Source organism: Streptomyces sp. 2-1, assembly GCF_048564895.1.
Classification (GTDB): Bacteria; Actinomycetota; Actinomycetes; order Streptomycetales; family Streptomycetaceae; genus Streptomyces; species Streptomyces phaeochromogenes.
Window position 1 is genome coordinate 5,024,674 of sequence record NZ_CP183383.1, and the last position, 15,060, is coordinate 5,039,733.

Here is a 15,060-nt window from a genome sequence, read left to right on the forward strand (position 1 = left end):
TCACGTCGAGCGTACGCCCGTCATCCAGGGGTTGGACACGGCGTCCGGAATGCGGGATGGCTGTCTCGGTGGTCGGCTGCGGGGCGGGGCCTTTATGTGGCCGGTCCCGCCCACGCGCCGGAGCCGTACGTGTCACGGTCCCGCCCCTTGAAAGGCTCAGGGGTTCGTCAGGTGGGCCTGAATCACCGGGGCCACCCTTGCGATGATCTGTTCCGGGTTCGCCGAGGCCAGGGGTTCGACCTTGATCACGTACCGCAGCATCGCGATGCCCACGAGCTGAGCGGCGGCCAGCTCGGCGCGCAGTTCGGCGTCCGGCGTGTCCAGCTGGGCGGCGACGCGGCGAAGCAGCTGGGCCGAGATGAGGCGACGGAAGACCGAGGCCGCGACCTCGTTGTTCACGGCTGAGCGGATGATCGCGAGCAGCGCCTTGCGGGTCGCCGGGTTCTCCCAGACCCCGAAGAAGAAGCGGGCCAGTCGCTCGCCGACGCCGTCCAGGGGGCCTTCCGCGATCGAGCCCGGGGCGCTCAGGAGGGGCCCGAAGGCGACCTCGATGGACGCCTCGAAGACCTGCTCCTTGGTGCCGAAGTAGTGGTGCACGAGGGCCGAGTCCACGCCCGCGGCCTTGGCGATGCCGCGTACGGACGTCTTCTCGTAGCCCCGCTCGGAGAACTCCTCGCGGGCCGCCGCGAGGATGCGGTCGCGGGCGGCGGGGGCGTCCGCGGAGTCCGCGTGGGAGGGGCGTCCGCGGCGGCGCGGGGCGGCGCTGGTCACGTGCGCGGGACCCGTACGGCCGAGGCCAGGTGGAGCCGGGTGAAGGCGAGGGCCTCCGCGAGGTCGGCCTCACGTTCGGCGCTGGACATGGCGCGGCGGGTGTTGACCTCGATGACGACGTGACCGTCGAAGCCGGACAGGGCGAGGCGTTCCAGCAGCTCGGCGCAGGGCTGTGTGCCGCGGCCGGGGACGAGGTGCTCGTCCTTGTTGGAGCCGTTGCCGTCGGCGAGGTGGACGTGGCCGAGGCGGTCGCTCATGCGGTCGATCATCTGGAGCGCGTCCGTGCGGGCGGTCGCCGTGTGGCTGAGATCGATCGTGAAGTGGCGGTAGTCGTCCTTCGTGACGTCCCAGTCGGGGGCGTAGGCGAGCATCTCGCGGTCGCGGTAGCGCCAGGGGTACATGTTTTCGACGGCGAACCGGACGTCCGTCTCGTTCGCCATGCGCCAGATTCCGGTGACGAAGTCGCGTGCGTACTGGCGCTGCCAGCGGAACGGGGGGTGTACGACGACCGTGCTCGCGCCGAGTTTCTCGGCTGCCGACTGGGCGCGCTGGAGTTTGGTCCACGGGTCGGTGGACCAGACGCGCTGGGTGATGAGCAGGCAGGGGGCGTGGATCGCGAGGATCGGGACCTGGTGGTAGTCGCTCAGGCGGCGGAGGGCCTCGATGTCCTGGCTGACGGGGTCGGTCCAGACCATGACCTCTACGCCGTCGTAGCCGAGGCGTGCGGCGATCTCGAAGGCCGTTGCCGTCGACTCCGGGTATACGGAGGCCGTGGACAGGGCGACCTTCGCATCCGGGATGCGCACGACTGGTTCTGCCACGGGGACAGGTTACGGGGTGGCTCTGGTGGTTGTGTTCGGGTGGGGGGCTTTGGCCGGGGGGTGACGGGTCGGGGTTGGGGATTCGGTCGTGGGTGAGTTGGGTGGGTGGGTGCGGGTTGGGTGTGGCTTGGTGCGCAGTTCCCCGCGCCCCTGGGTGGGTGGGGGTGAGGGTGTGTTTCGCGTGGCCGTCGGATTGGGTTGCCCGCGCAGTTCCTCGCGCCCCTAAAAGATTGCGCCGTTCCCCGCGCCCCTGGGTGGGTGGGGGTGAAGGTGTGTGTCGCGTGACGGTCGGATCCGGTTGCCCGCGCAGTTCCTCGCGCCCCTAAAAGATTGCGCCGTTCCCCGCGCCCCTAAAGGCCCCTCATGGGCGTGGGGTGGGGGGTTCTGGGGTCGCCATCTGGTCCAGGGTTCGGAGGATTACGCCCTCTCTCAGGGCCCAGGGGCAGATTTCGAGGGTTTCTACGCCGAAGAGGTCCATGGCGCCGGCGGCGACGATGGCGCCGGCAAGGAGTTGGTTGGCGCGGCCTTCGGAGACGCCGGGGAGTTCGGCGCGTTCGGCGGTGGTCATGGCGGCGAGGCGGGGGACCCAGTCCTCCAGGGAGCGGCGCTTGAGTTCGCGCTGGACGTACAGGCCGTCGGCCGAGCGGGCGGCCCCCGCGATACGGGCCAGCTGCCGGAAGGTCTTGGAGGTCGCGACCACGTGGTCGGGCGCGCCGAAGCGGCTGAATTCCCCGACCGTACGGGCGATCTGGGCCCGCACATGGCGGCGCAGGGCCCTGATGTCCCCCGGGTCCGCGGGATCGTTCGGCAGCCAGCCCGCGGTCAGCCGGCCCGCGCCCAGCGGCAGCGAGGCCGCCGCGTCCGGCTCCTCGTCGATGCCGTACGCGATCTCCAGGGAGCCGCCGCCGATGTCGAGGACGAGCAGCTTCCCCGCCGACCAGCCGAACCAGCGGCGGGCCGCCAGGAACGTGAGCCGCGCCTCCTCGGCCCCGGTGAGGACCTGGAGCTCGACGCCGGTCTCGGCACGCACCCGGGCCAGTACGTCGTCGGCGTTGCTGGCCTCGCGCACCGCGGAGGTCGCGAACGGCAGCAGGTCCTCCACGCCCTTGTCCTCGGCGGCCTCCAGCGCCTCCTGGACAACGGCGATCAGTTTGTCGACTCCTACAGAATCGATCGCGCCGCTCTCGTCGAGGAGTTGGGCGAGCCGCAGCTCCGCCTTGTGCGAATGCGCGGGCAGCGGGCGCGCGCCGGGGTGTGCATCCACCACCAGCAGATGCACCGTGTTCGAACCCACGTCGAGGACACCGAGTCTCATGTACGGAACGCTACTGCGCGCGGAACGCCCAGCAGTCCCCGGATGGCTTCCCGGCCACTTACCCTGGACCTGTGCCAAAGACGAAAAAGGCAAAGGCCGACAAGTCGGCAGTGTCCGCCAAGTCCGCCAAGGGTTCGCCCAAGTCCAAGAAGTCCCCGGCCGTCCCGGAGCAGGGTGACGAGAAGGGGCTCGACTTCGCGCGTGCGTGGGTGGAGTTCCCGGATCCGGCCGACGACGAGCAGCTCTTCCGCTGCGATCTGACATGGCTGACCTCTCGCTGGAACTGCATCTTCGGAAGCGGCTGCCAGGGCATCCAGGCGGGCCGCGCGGACGACGGGTGCTGCACGCTGGGCGCCCACTTCTCGGACGAGGACGACGAGAAGCGCGTCGCCGGACATGTGGCGAGACTCACGCCGGAGATGTGGCAGAACCACGAGGTGGGGACGGAGACGGGCTGGGTCTCGAAGGACGAGGACGGCGACCGGCAGACCCGGCCGTACCAGGGCTCGTGCATCTTCCAGAACCGGCCGGGCTTCGCGGGCGGCGCGGGCTGCTCGCTGCACATCCTGGCCGTCAAGGAGGGCCGCGAGCCCCTGGAGACCAAGCCGGACGTCTGCTGGCAGCTCCCGGTCCGGCGTACGTACGAGTGGATCGACCGGCCCGACGACACCCGGGTGCTCCAGGTCTCGATCGGCGAGTACGACCGCCGCGGGTGGGGTCCAGGCGGCCACGACCTGCACTGGTGGTGCACCTCGGCGACCTCCGCGCACGGCGCGGGCGACCCGGTCTACGTCTCCTACCGGCCCGAACTGATCGAACTGATGGGCAAGGCCGGCTACGACCGCCTGGTGGAGCTCTGCGAGGAGCGCCTGGCGTCCCAGCTGCCGTTGGTGGCTCCGCATCCGGCGGACCCGGCCCGCAGCACCCCGTAACAAGCGCGGGGCTGCGACATCGTGCGGCTCCGCCGCGCTTCCGCGACCGGCCCACGACGACCGGCGGACGCCGACCCACCGCCGACGACCCCGCCCGCGGAAGCGTTCACCCCTCCGACGGGCTCGGGTCGCCACTGTCACTGGGACTGCCGCTGTCACTGGGCGGCGGCGTAGAACCTCCGGAGGACTCCGGCGGGGGTTCCGGCTCCGGGTCCGACGGAGCCGTGTCGGTGGGCGTGGGCTCGGGATCGGGGCTGGACGGGGACGGATCGCTCGGTGTGGGCTCCGGGTCGGGGCCCGGGCCGGTCGGACCGGGATGGGTCGGTGTCGGCGTGGGCGGGTCCGGGCGGGGTCCTGGATGCGTCGGGCTCGGGCCCGCCGTCCCGTAGCCGTCGATCGTGACCACGGCGCCCGCTGGCGCGACCGACACGCTGGCGCTCCAGGGGCCGATCGGCTCGCGCAGATGGTCGACGTACACCTTGATCGTCAACGACTCGCCCGGCTCCAGCGTTCCGGACGACTGGCTGAGGTAGAGCCAGGACGCCCCGGTGTGCGCGGACCAGCGGACCGGTGAACTCCCGGTCGCCGTGAGGGTGATCAGTGTCGTGTCGCCGCTGGAACCGGCCTCTACGGAGAGGCCGGTTTTCTGTTGTCCCGAGGCCACGCCGATGACTTCCACGGAGACGTCGGGCGAGTCGCGGCCCGGCGTGAAGCGGGGATCGGGCCTGGTGCTGGCGTTGCCGGCGTTCTCGTAGCCGGGTGACTCGCCGCCGAGCCCGTCGGAGTCCTGCGCCTCGTTCGCGGTGACCGGGCGGCCGTCCGCTCCCTCGCCGGTGAGGGGTGCGCCACGGTAGGCCGCCCACAGGGCGAGCACCGGGGCCGCCACGACCGTGGCGACGACGGTGGTGGTGACGGCACGCGCGCGGAGGCGGTCACGGCGGGCCGCGCGGTCCTTGGGGTCCATCGGGAACCCGCGCCGGTCGAAGCGCGGACCGCCGCCCCGCGCGCGTGGGACGTGCGTCATCGCCCGGTGGAGGGCCGCGCGCGGGGCTTCGAGTACGGGCAGCGCGGCGGGTGTGACGCTGGTGCCGGGCCAGGAGCCGGGGACCGCGCGCTCGGCCGTACGGCGACAGCGCGGGCAGTCGTCGACGTGCCGGACCAGTTCGCGGCGCAGGGCCGTGCTGAGGACGAGGTGGTTGTCGCCGGTGAGCCGGGTGACTCCCGGACAGGTGCCGGTCTCGACGACGGCGAGGGCCGCGCGCGTGCGCTCGACCTCGCAGGCGGCCGTCGCGAGGAGTTCGCGGGCGGCGGCCAGGTCCATGCCGAGGACGGCGGCGACCTCGTGCGCGGCGAGCTGGTGCCGTACGGCCAGTTCGAGCGCCTCACGCTGTTCGGGCGTCGTACCGGCGGCCTCCGGCCAGGCCAGCAGCGCAAGTTCACGACGGCGACGGTCCTCCTCGGCGGCGGAGAGGAGGTCGGCGGTCGGGTCCGCGGTTCGTTCGGAGGCGGGGTCGGCCGCCCGGTCGGCCGTCTGGCCGCCGGGACGGTCCGCGACCGCGGCGGCGGCGCGGTGGACTCCGGCGTACGCGCCTTGGGGACGGCCCTCGGCGTACGCGCCCTGGGAGCGGCCGGAGGCGTGCGCGCCCTCGGATCGTCCCAGCGCATGGGCGCCATGACGTTTCTGCTTGGCCTCGGCGAGCTTGCGCAGGCAGGACCAGCGGGCGAGGGCGTACAGCCAGGCCCTGCGGTCGTCGGGCGCCTCCGGGCCGCGTTGGCCGCGGCGCTCGGCGAGCGCGAGTACGTCGCCGAGGGCGGCGGTCGCCGTGTCGTGGTCGCACAGCACGGACAGGCAGTAGGTGAACAGACCGTCCAGGTACGGCTCGTAGCGCGGAGGCGGGCACTGTGCCAGCGTGCGCGCCGCCGCCCGGTCGCGCGCCTCGCGGTGCGCCCGGTGTGCGCTGGTGGTGCGGGTCGAGGTCTCGGGACTGCGGCTCATCACCCGTGCGACCGTAGGGGCCGCGCGGTGGCCCCTTCTTGCTGCTTGCGCACATTTAATCCGTACGGGTGAAACGATCCCTCATAAGGGGACAGGAACCCTGAATTCCATGGCGTGTTCCTGACGAGTCGTGGCCGGTTTGTGAAGGGTGCCCGGTTATCGGCATCGGGCGCGGAACGGACCGGGACCGCGCTGTCAGTGGGGGCGGTTACGGTTCGTGTCATGGCTGCCCGTACGAAGACCGCGAAGGACCGGCCGTCCTACCGCTGCACCGAGTGCGGCTGGCAGGCGGCCAAGTGGCTCGGCCGCTGCCCCGAGTGCCAGGCGTGGGGGACGATCGACGAGTACGGCACGCCCGCGGTACGGACGACGGCCCCCGGCCGGGTCACCACGTCCGCGCTGCCCATCGGCGAGGTCGACGGCCGGCAGGCGACCGCCCGCTCGACCGGCGTGCCCGAGCTGGACCGGGTGCTCGGCGGCGGTCTCGTACCGGGCGCGGTCGTGCTCGTGGCGGGCGAACCGGGCGTCGGCAAGTCCACGCTGCTGCTGGACGTGGCGGCGAAGGCGGCCAGTGACGAGCACCGCACGCTCTACATCACGGGTGAGGAGTCGGCGAGCCAGGTCCGGCTGCGCGCCGACCGCATCAAGGCGATCGACGACCACCTGTATCTGGCGGCGGAGACCGATCTGGCCGCGGTCCTCGGCCACTTGGACGCGGTGAAGCCGTCCCTGCTCATCGTCGACTCCGTGCAGACGGTGGCCTCTCCGGAGATCGACGGCGCCCCCGGAGGCATGTCCCAGGTCCGTGAGGTGGCCGGCGCCCTGATCCGCGCCTCCAAGGAGCGCGGCATGGCCACGCTGCTGGTGGGCCATGTCACCAAGGACGGCGCCATCGCGGGACCGCGCCTCCTGGAGCACCTCGTGGACGTCGTCCTCAGCTTCGAGGGCGACCGGCACGCGCGCCTTCGGCTCGTACGGGGCGTCAAGAACCGTTACGGGACGACGGACGAGGTCGGCTGCTTCGAACTGCACGACGAGGGCATCACGGGCCTGACCGACCCGAGCGGTCTGTTCCTGACCCGCCGTGCCGAGCCGGTGCCCGGCACCTGTCTGACCGTCACCCTGGAAGGCCGCCGCCCCCTCGTGGCCGAGGTCCAGGCGCTCACCGTGGACACCCAGATCCCCACGCCGAGGCGTACGACCTCCGGTCTGGAGACCTCCCGGGTCCAGATGATGCTCGCCGTTCTGGAGCAGCGCGGCCGGATCAGTGCCATCGGGAAGCGGGACATCTACACCGCGACGGTCGGCGGTGTGAAGCTCACCGAGCCCGCCGCGGACCTCGCGATCGCGCTCGCGCTGGCCAGCGCCGCGAGCGACACCCCGCTGCCCAAGAACCTCGTCGCGATCGGGGAAGTGGGCCTCGCAGGCGAGGTCAGACGGGTCACGGGCGTCCAGCGCAGACTCGCCGAAGCCCATCGTCTGGGCTTCACCCACGCCCTCGTTCCGGGCGATCCGGGCAAGATCCCTGCGGGCATGAAGGTCCTGGAAGTCGCCGACATGGGAGACGCGCTGAGGGTCCTCCCGAGGTCGCGTCGGCGAGAGGCCCCACGGGACGAGGAAGAGCGCCGGTAGACTTTGCCCAGGTCTCGCCCGTCCGTACGAACTCAGGGCGCCCCCAGACACCTGCGACCGGAGGAGTGCAGTGGCAGCCAACGACCGGGCAGCAGTTCCCGGCAAGTCCGCCGGGAGTTCCGGTGCCGATGGCCTGATGCGCACCTCACTCAGCGCCGTGGCACCCGGCACAGGGCTCCGTGACGGCCTGGAGCGCATTCTCCGCGGCAACACCGGCGGGCTCATCGTGCTCGGCTGGGACAAGACCGTCGAGGCGATGTGCAGCGGCGGTTTCGTGCTGGACGTCGAGTTCACGGCGACCCGGCTGCGCGAGCTGTGCAAGCTCGACGGCGGCATCATCGTCGACAAGGACATCACCAAGATCCTGCGGGCCGGTGTGCAGCTGGTGCCCGACCCCACCATCCCCACGGAGGAGACGGGCACCCGTCACCGCACGGCGGACCGGGTGAGCAAGCAGGTCGGCTTCCCCGTCGTCTCCGTCTCCCAGTCCATGCGGCTGATCGCGCTCTACGTGGACGGGCAGCGGCGGGTCCTGGAGGACTCGGCCGCGATCCTCTCCCGCGCGAACCAGGCGCTGGCCACGCTGGAGCGGTACAAGCTCCGCCTCGACGAGGTCGCCGGCACGTTGTCCGCCCTCGAGATCGAGGACCTCGTCACCGTCCGGGACGTCTCGGCCGTCGCCCAGCGGCTGGAGATGGTGCGCCGGATCGCGACCGAGATCGCCGAGTACGTGGTCGAGTTGGGCACGGACGGGCGGCTGCTCGCGCTTCAACTGGACGAGTTGATCGCCGGGGTCGAGCCCGAGCGGGAGCTTGTCGTGCGGGACTACGTGCCCGAGCCGACCGCCAAGCGGTCGCGGACCGTCGACGAGGCGTTGTTCGAGCTCGACGCGCTCACCCATGCGGAGCTTCTCGAACTGCCTACGGTGGCTCGGGCGTTGGGGTACACGGGGTCGCCCGAGGCGCTCGACTCCGCGGTTTCGCCCCGCGGGTTCCGGTTGTTGGCCAAGGTGCCGCGACTGCCGGGGGCCATTATCGACCGGCTTGTTGAGCACTTCGGTGGGTTGCAGAAGCTGCTCGCTGCGAGTGTGGATGATCTGCAGACCGTGGATGGGGTGGGGGAGGCTCGGGCTCGTAGTGTGCGGGAGGGGCTTTCTCGGTTGGCTGAGTCTTCGATTCTTGAGCGGTACGTGTAGCCGCCGGCGGTTTGGCGGGGGGTGCGGGTTGGTGGGGCTGGTCGCGCAGTTCCTCGCGCCCCTGGGTGGGTGGGGTGAGGGTGTGTGTTGTGTGGCCGTCGGATTCGGTTGCCCGCGCAGTTCCTCGCGCCCCTAAAAGATTGCGCCGTTCCCCGCGCCCCTGAGGGCTGCGGCGGTCCCCGTGGGCCCAAAGGCTGCGGCGGTTCTCGTGGCGCTAAAAGATTGCGCCGTTCCCCGCGCCCCTAGAGACTGCGCCGGTCCCCCCGTGGCCCCAGAAAGACTGTGCCGGCCGTCCCCCTTGCCCCCGTGGAGCGCGTCTCTGCTGAGGCCGTTGCCCTCCGCTAGTCCTTCTTCAGGACGAAGGATGTCTGGGTTTTTGTGAAGGATGGGGCCTTGGCTTCTACCAAGTAGGTGCCGGGGGTTGCTGTGATGGCGGGTGGGGTGGCGCATTCGGGGGCGCTGGACTTGCGGTTCCACTGGATGGTGTGGGTTACGCGGTCGTTGGCGGGGATGCGGAAGAGGATGGAGGCGGCGCCTGTCGGGCAGTCGGCCGAGGACCAGATCTCGTCGTCGCTGTCCGCCTGGGTGATGGTCAGGACCGCGCTCTTGGGGCCCAGATCGAGCTTGCAGTCGCTGGACGAGGAGTTCTTGGCGATCAGTTCGAAGGTGGGCTTCTCGCCGGGCGCGTACGCGTTGTTGACGCTCCGCAGGGTCAACTTCACGGCACCGGCGGTGCAGTTGGGCAGGCTGGAGCCGGCCGGGAGCGTGTCGCCGGAGCCTCCGCCGCCCGCGCCGTCGTCCACTCCGCCACCGCCCGAGGTGGATCCGCCGGATCCTCCGGACCCCCCGGAGGTGGAACCGTCCGAGTCCCCGGAGCCCGCCGAGCCGCCGGAGCCGGTGTCGCTTCCGTCGTCCGACTCGTCGCGCCCGCCCGGGGCTTGGCTGATCGCGGGGTCGGAGCCGGAGGGGCCCGGGGTGATCGAGGCGGTGGGGTTCTTGTCGTTGGACCCGTCGGCGTCGTTCTTGCCGCCGCCCCCGCCGTCAGAGGTCACCACCCACGTGACCAGCAGCGCCAACACCGCGACCACGGACACGAGAACGGCCCTCCGTCGCCAGTAGATGGAGGAGGGAAGCGGCCCGACCGGATTGCGCATAGATCCCACGGCGCAAACTGTACGAGAGATCCGGGACTTCACTGTCCCCACCCGCCGCCCAGACCATCATCTTTTACAGATCATCGCCCCGGAGACGCCCTGTAAGGGGCGCGGGGAACTGCGCAGTCCTTTAGGGGCGCGGGGAACGGCGCGCTCAGCCACGGATCACCCGCACGCACATCACATCCCCAGCCCTCACCCACCCAGGGGCGCGGGGAACTGCGCGCTCAGCCCCCACCCACCCGCACCCAAAACCCAACGCGCACCCCCAGCCAAACCGTCGGAGACGCCCCCGCATGGGAGGATCGGGGTGCCATGACTGCGCCCACGAAACCCACATCCCACGCCCAGGCCGACGCGCAAGAGACCGTCGGCGACGACCTGCACGCCCCTGTCATCGACTGGTTCGAGGACAACGCGCGCGACCTGCCATGGCGGCGGGCCGACGCGGGACCGTGGGGAGTGATGGTCAGCGAGTTCATGCTGCAGCAGACGCCGGTGAGCCGGGTGCTGCCGGTGTACGAGCAGTGGCTCGCCCGCTGGCCGCGCCCCGCCGACCTCGCCGAGGACGCGCCGGGCGAGGCCGTCCGCGCCTGGGGCCGCCTCGGCTATCCGCGCCGCGCGCTGCGACTGCACGGCGCCGCGGTCGCCATAACGGAGCGCCACGGCGGCGACGTACCCACGGAGCACGCCCAGTTGCTCGCGCTGCCCGGCATCGGTGAGTACACGGCGGCCGCGGTGGCCTCCTTCGCGTACGGGCAGCGGCACGCCGTGCTCGACACGAACGTGCGGCGCGTGTTCGCGCGGGCCGTCACCGGTGTCCAGTACCCGCCGAACGCCACGACCGCCGCCGAACGCAAGCTGGCCCGCGCCCTGTTGCCCGACGACGAGCGCACGGCCTCGCTCTGGGCCGCCGCGTCCATGGAGCTCGGCGCGCTCGTCTGCACGGCGAAGAACGAGAGTTGTGTGCGGTGCCCGATCGCGGCCCAGTGCGCGTGGCGGCTCGGCGGCAAGCCCGCGCACGAGGGGCCGCCGCGGCGCGGACAGACGTACGCGGGTACGGACCGGCAGGTGCGCGGCCGGCTGCTCGCCGTGCTGCGCGAGGCGGTCGCGCCGGTTCCGCAGTCGGTCCTGGACCGGGTGTGGGACGAGCCGGTCCAACGCGCCCGGTCCTTGGACGGGCTGGTAGCCGACGGACTCGTCGAGCCCCTCGCGGGCGGTCTGTACCGGCTCCCACTGAGCTGACTCACAGGTTCCACCGGGGTCAGTGACAGTTCGTCTTGACAACTCCCGGTGGGCAAAACGCCCCATACCCGCCCCAGTCGTCACCTCGCTTTACCCATCCCCTACTTCCGTTACACAACCGACGGACAGCCGAGCGCTTCCCGCAGGCTCGTTCGGACAGCCCCGTGACAACCGCTCCGTAACTTCATTGCCGTACCGCGGACCAGCGGTACGGCAGGCAACGGACAACCGGCAGCACACAGGCCGGAACACGGGGACGGAGGCGGTTGGAATGGCGCATGGCGAGGTGCTCGAGTTCGAAGAGTACGTACGCACCCGGCAGGACGCGCTGCTGCGCAGCGCACGCCGCCTGGTCCCCGACCCTGTCGACGCCCAGGACCTCCTGCAGACCGCGCTGGTCCGCACGTACGGCCGCTGGGACGGCATCGCCGACAAGCGTCTCGCCGACGCCTATCTGCGCCGCGTCATGATCAACACGCGTACGGAGTGGTGGCGGGCCCGCAAGCTGGAGGAGGTCCCCACCGAGCAGCTGCCGGACGCGAGCGTGGACGACTCCACCGAGCAGCACGCCGACCGCGCGCTCCTGATGGACATCATGAAGGTGCTCGCTCCGAAACAACGCAGTGTCGTCGTGCTGCGACACTGGGAGCAGATGTCCACGGAGGAGACCGCCGCCGCCCTCGGCATGTCGGCCGGCACGGTCAAGAGCACACTGCACCGGGCGCTCGCCCGGCTCCGCGAGGAGCTGGAGCGCCGGGCGTCCGACGAACACGACGGATTCGGCGCGGGTGTGCCGGAGCGTGAGGAGCGGGAGCGTTGCGCGGCGTAGGCACTACGGTTCCACGGCCCGGCGGGCCCTTGAAGGCGGTGATCGCGGCGGTGGCCGTGCTCGCCGCCCTCGGCCTTTTGGTGTCCGCCTGCGGCACGGGCGGCACCGGCGCCCGCGACGAGGGCCCCGCCTCGGACTCCGTGTCCGCGGGCGCCGTGGAAGCCGGCACCCCCTCCGCCTCGCCGACCAGGGCACGCGCGGACGCGATCAGGCTCGTCCGGGCCGACCCGGGTGTCAGCGCGGCGGTCAAGCGCGACCTGAAGCCCTGCTTCGGCGACGAGTACCCGGTCGACGTGTCGTACGGAAAACTCACCGGCGGGACCGCCGACGACGTCCTGGTCAACGTGATGACCTGCGGTGACGCGGTCGGCGTCGGCTCGTACGTGTATCGCGAGGACGGTGACGCGTACAAGAATGTCTTCCGGGCCGAGGAGCCTCCGGTCTACGCGGAGATCGACCGGGGTGATCTGGTGGTCACCCAGCAGGTGTACGGGAAGGGCGATTCGCTGGAGTATCCGTCCGGCGAGGAGGTCATCACGTACCGCTGGACGGCGAACCGCTTCGCGGAGCGGGCCCGGACGACGAACGACTACAGCAAAGTGGTGGGCGGCGAGACGCCGGTCCCGACCGAGAACTAGACCGGCCACCTCCGCGGCCGACCCGACCGACCGAGAAACTGAGAGCACCGGATGGCAGAGCAGACCCACGTCCTGTTCGTCGAGGACGACGACGTCATCCGCGAGGCCACCCAACTCGCGCTGGAGCGCGACGGCTTCGTGGTCACCGCGATGCCCGACGGCCTGTCGGGTCTGGAGGCGTTCCGCGCCGACCGGCCCGACATCGCGCTCCTCGACGTGATGGTGCCGGGGCTCGACGGGGTGTCGCTGTGCCGTCGGATCCGGGACGAGTCGACCGTGCCCGTGATCATGCTCTCCGCCCGCGCCGACTCGATCGACGTCGTCCTGGGCCTTGAGGCGGGCGCCGACGACTATGTGACGAAGCCCTTCGACGGGGCCGTCCTGGTCGCCCGGATCCGTGCCGTGCTGCGGCGCTTCGGGCACGCGAGCGGGCCGCAATCGGCCGCCGAGTCCGAGGGCGGTTCGTCCGTCCCCGCCGGTGGCGTGCTGTCCTTCGGCGACGGTGACGGCGTGCTGGAGATCGACACCGTGGGCATGGAGGTGCGCAGGGGCGGTACGCCGGTGGCGCTGACGCCCACCGAGATGCGGCTGCTCCTGGAGTTCTCGTCGGCGCCGGGTACGGTCCTGTCGCGCGACAAGCTGCTGGAGCGGGTGTGGGACTACGGCTGGGGCGGCGACACCCGCGTCGTCGACGTCCATGTGCAGCGGCTGCGTACGAAGGTCGGCCAGGACCGGATCGAGACGGTCCGCGGCTTCGGCTACAAGCTCAAGGGATGAGGATCCCGGTGCTGCCCAGAGGGCTGCGGATCGGGCTGCGCTGGAAGCTGAGTGCGGCGATCGCGCTGGTCAGCGCACTGGTGGCGCTGGTGCTCAGCATCGTCGTGCACAACGCCGCCTGGGTCACCATGCTGGACAACGCCCGCGATGTGCAGGACGAGCGGCTGCAGATCGCGGCACGGTACTACGACACCTCCAGCGGGGCGGCCCGGCTGGGCACCAGGGTGGACGATCCGGACCTGCCTCAGGAGCTGCTGCGCAAGGTCAAGGCCGGGCGGCGGGCCACCTTCGTGCAGGACAACGACGACGGGGTGCCCGACATCTGGGCGGCCATGCCGATGCGGGACGGCCGGACCCTGTCGCTGCACACCCGTTTCACGGACCGCAGCGCCAATGTCATGGCGGACCTCGACCAGGCCCTGCTCATCGGCTCGATCGCGGTCATCTTCGGCGGCTGCGCCCTCGGCGTGCTGGTCGGCGGCCAGCTCTCGGGGCGCCTGCGCAAGGCGGCGAGCGCCGCGAACCTGGTCGCGCAGCGGCAGAGCGATGTGCGGGTGCGGGACGCCATCGGCGGTGTCGTACGGGACGAGACCGACGACCTCGCGCACGCGGTGGACGCCATGGCGGACGCGCTGAAGCAGCGGTACGAGGCCGAGCGGCGGGTCACCGCGGACATCGCGCACGAGTTGCGCACGCCGGTGACCGGGCTGCTCACCGCGGCCGAACTGCTGCCGCCTGGGCGGCCGTCCGAGCTGGTCAGGGACCGGGCCCAGGCGATGCGCACGCTCGTCGAGGACGTGCTGGAGGTGGCTCGGCTCGACGGGGCGTCCGAGCGGGCCGAGTTGCAGGACATCAACCTCGGTGAGTTCATCAGCCGGCGGGTCGCCTCCACTCATCCGGACATCGAAGTGCGGGTGGTGCACGAGTCGTTGGTCACCACGGATCCGCGTCGTCTGGAGCGGGTTGTGGGCAACCTCATCGCCAATGCCGGCAAGCACGGCAAGCCGCCCATCGAGATCTCCGTCGAGGGGCGGGTCATCCGGGTCCGCGACCACGGGCCCGGCTTCCCTGCCGATCTCCTCGCGGAGGGCCCGAGCCGCTTCCGCACGGGCAGCAGCGACCGGGCGGGGCACGGCCACGGGCTCGGCCTCACCATCGCGGCGGGCCAGGCGCGGGTCCTCGGTGCGCGGTTGACCTTCCGCAACGTGGGGCTCGGCGTCGGCTCGGGGCCGGTCGAGGGGGCGGTCGCCGTGCTGTGGCTGCCGGAACATGCGCCGACGAATACGGGGAGTTTTCCTATGCTTCCTTAGCGGTCTGCGGGGGTGTGGGGGCCCGGGGGGTAGGTGCGGGTGGGTGTTGGGTGCGGGTAAGTGGGGGTTGAGCGCGCAGTTCCCCGCGCCCCTTGGTGGGTCTGGGTGGGCGTGGGCTGTTGGGGCGGGTGAGTTTCGGCTGAGTGCGCGGTTCCTCGCGCCCCTGGGTGAGTTGGGGTGGGCGTGGGGTGTTGGGGCGGGTGAGTTTCCGCTGAGTGCGCGGTTCCTCGCGCCCCCGGGTGAGTTGGGGTTCAGGTTGGGCGTTGGCTGCGGGTCGCACTGGGCCGAGTGCGCGGTTCCTCGCGCCCCTAAAGGCAAAGGCCGGGCTGTGCTGTCAGGGGCGCGGGGAACTGCGCGAACGCCCTCACCGGCCCACGCCGAACCCACGACACCAGCCACCCACCCCACCCAGGGGCGCGGGGAACTGCGCAAACGCCCCCACCGC

At 71.4% G+C, this 15,060-nt stretch carries 13 protein-coding genes; 8 read left to right on the top strand and 5 right to left on the bottom strand.

The window, feature by feature from the left end; translation table 11 throughout:
* Nucleotides 1-156 precede the first annotated feature (156 nt).
* From ACN20J_RS22105 to ACN20J_RS22115, 3 genes are all read right to left on the bottom strand, one after another.
* Nucleotides 157-771 (bottom strand): TetR/AcrR family transcriptional regulator, encoded by a 615-nt coding sequence (locus ACN20J_RS22105; protein WP_189843128.1) that lies wholly within the window; start codon nucleotides 769-771, stop codon nucleotides 157-159.
* The gene (locus ACN20J_RS22110) at nucleotides 768-1,592 is read right to left on the bottom strand and encodes a sugar phosphate isomerase/epimerase family protein (protein WP_190230659.1); all 825 of its coding nucleotides are present in this window, start codon (nucleotides 1,590-1,592) and stop codon (nucleotides 768-770) included. Before ACN20J_RS22110 ends, ACN20J_RS22105 begins: the two co-directional genes overlap by 4 nt.
* A 361-nt stretch (nucleotides 1,593-1,953) precedes the next feature.
* Nucleotides 1,954-2,907 (bottom strand): Ppx/GppA phosphatase family protein, encoded by a 954-nt coding sequence (locus ACN20J_RS22115; protein WP_189843130.1) that lies wholly within the window; start codon nucleotides 2,905-2,907, stop codon nucleotides 1,954-1,956.
* A gap of 71 nt (nucleotides 2,908-2,978) precedes the next feature.
* Between ACN20J_RS22115 and ACN20J_RS22120 the strand changes: the two genes are divergently transcribed.
* Complete coding sequence (locus tag ACN20J_RS22120; protein ID WP_307523572.1) at nucleotides 2,979-3,839, top strand: hypothetical protein; 861 nt, start codon at nucleotides 2,979-2,981, stop codon at nucleotides 3,837-3,839.
* A 106-nt stretch (nucleotides 3,840-3,945) separates the two neighbouring features.
* On the opposite strand, the gene ACN20J_RS22125 is transcribed toward ACN20J_RS22120, so the two are convergent.
* On the bottom strand, nucleotides 3,946-5,838 hold the full coding sequence (locus tag ACN20J_RS22125) for a BACON domain-containing protein (RefSeq protein ID WP_419666595.1): 1,893 nt from the start codon (nucleotides 5,836-5,838) through the stop codon (nucleotides 3,946-3,948).
* A 219-nt stretch (nucleotides 5,839-6,057) separates the two neighbouring features.
* On the opposite strand from ACN20J_RS22125, the gene radA reads away from it, so the two are divergent.
* Together radA and disA are read left to right on the top strand one after the other, a co-directional pair.
* Nucleotides 6,058-7,467 carry a DNA repair protein RadA gene (gene radA, locus ACN20J_RS22130; RefSeq protein ID WP_419666596.1) on the top strand — a complete coding sequence of 470 codons (1,410 nt, stop codon included), beginning with the start codon at nucleotides 6,058-6,060 and terminating at the stop codon, nucleotides 7,465-7,467.
* A 70-nt stretch (nucleotides 7,468-7,537) separates the two neighbouring features.
* Nucleotides 7,538-8,662 (top strand): DNA integrity scanning diadenylate cyclase DisA, encoded by a 1,125-nt coding sequence (gene disA / locus ACN20J_RS22135; protein WP_055618634.1) that lies wholly within the window; start codon nucleotides 7,538-7,540, stop codon nucleotides 8,660-8,662.
* 341 nt (nucleotides 8,663-9,003) lie between these two features.
* On the opposite strand, the gene ACN20J_RS22140 is transcribed toward disA, so the two are convergent.
* Entirely contained in the window at nucleotides 9,004-9,825 is an 822-nt protein-coding gene (locus ACN20J_RS22140; RefSeq protein WP_361910239.1) for a hypothetical protein, read from the bottom strand.
* A gap of 306 nt (nucleotides 9,826-10,131) precedes the next feature.
* Between ACN20J_RS22140 and ACN20J_RS22145 the strand changes: the two genes are divergently transcribed.
* The 5 genes from ACN20J_RS22145 (at nucleotide 10,132) to cseC (ending at nucleotide 14,615) form a co-directional block, all read left to right on the top strand.
* Complete coding sequence (locus ACN20J_RS22145) at nucleotides 10,132-11,061, top strand: A/G-specific adenine glycosylase (RefSeq protein ID WP_419666597.1); 930 nt, start codon at nucleotides 10,132-10,134, stop codon at nucleotides 11,059-11,061.
* A gap of 271 nt (nucleotides 11,062-11,332) precedes the next feature.
* Nucleotides 11,333-11,890 (top strand): SigE family RNA polymerase sigma factor, encoded by a 558-nt coding sequence (locus ACN20J_RS22150; protein WP_055618595.1) that lies wholly within the window; start codon nucleotides 11,333-11,335, stop codon nucleotides 11,888-11,890.
* 29 nt (nucleotides 11,891-11,919) lie between these two features.
* Nucleotides 11,920-12,528: a hypothetical protein gene (locus ACN20J_RS22155; RefSeq protein ID WP_246575431.1), complete on the top strand. Its 609-nt coding sequence runs from the start codon at nucleotides 11,920-11,922 to the stop codon at nucleotides 12,526-12,528.
* A 51-nt stretch (nucleotides 12,529-12,579) separates the two neighbouring features.
* Nucleotides 12,580-13,305 carry a two-component system response regulator CseB gene (gene cseB, locus ACN20J_RS22160; protein ID WP_189843137.1) on the top strand — a complete coding sequence of 242 codons (726 nt, stop codon included), beginning with the start codon at nucleotides 12,580-12,582 and terminating at the stop codon, nucleotides 13,303-13,305.
* Nucleotides 13,302-14,615 (top strand): two-component system sensor histidine kinase CseC, encoded by a 1,314-nt coding sequence (gene cseC, locus ACN20J_RS22165; RefSeq protein WP_189843138.1) that lies wholly within the window; start codon nucleotides 13,302-13,304, stop codon nucleotides 14,613-14,615. Before cseB ends, cseC begins: the two co-directional genes overlap by 4 nt.
* Nucleotides 14,616-15,060 lie beyond the last annotated feature (445 nt).

What these genes read in the sequence shown, in the direction of transcription:
- ACN20J_RS22115 (WP_189843130.1), bottom strand. Translation starts at nt 2,907, where the DNA reads ATGAGACTCGGTGTCCTCGACGTGGGTTCGAACACGGTGCATCTGCTG.
- radA (WP_419666596.1), top strand. Translation starts at nt 6,058, where the DNA reads ATGGCTGCCCGTACGAAGACCGCGAAGGACCGGCCGTCCTACCGCTGC.
- ACN20J_RS22145 (WP_419666597.1), top strand. Translation starts at nt 10,132, where the DNA reads ATGACTGCGCCCACGAAACCCACATCCCACGCCCAGGCCGACGCGCAA.
- ACN20J_RS22150 (WP_055618595.1), top strand. Translation starts at nt 11,333, where the DNA reads ATGGCGCATGGCGAGGTGCTCGAGTTCGAAGAGTACGTACGCACCCGG.
- cseB (WP_189843137.1), top strand. Translation starts at nt 12,580, where the DNA reads ATGGCAGAGCAGACCCACGTCCTGTTCGTCGAGGACGACGACGTCATC.
- cseC (WP_189843138.1), top strand. Translation starts at nt 13,302, where the DNA reads ATGAGGATCCCGGTGCTGCCCAGAGGGCTGCGGATCGGGCTGCGCTGG.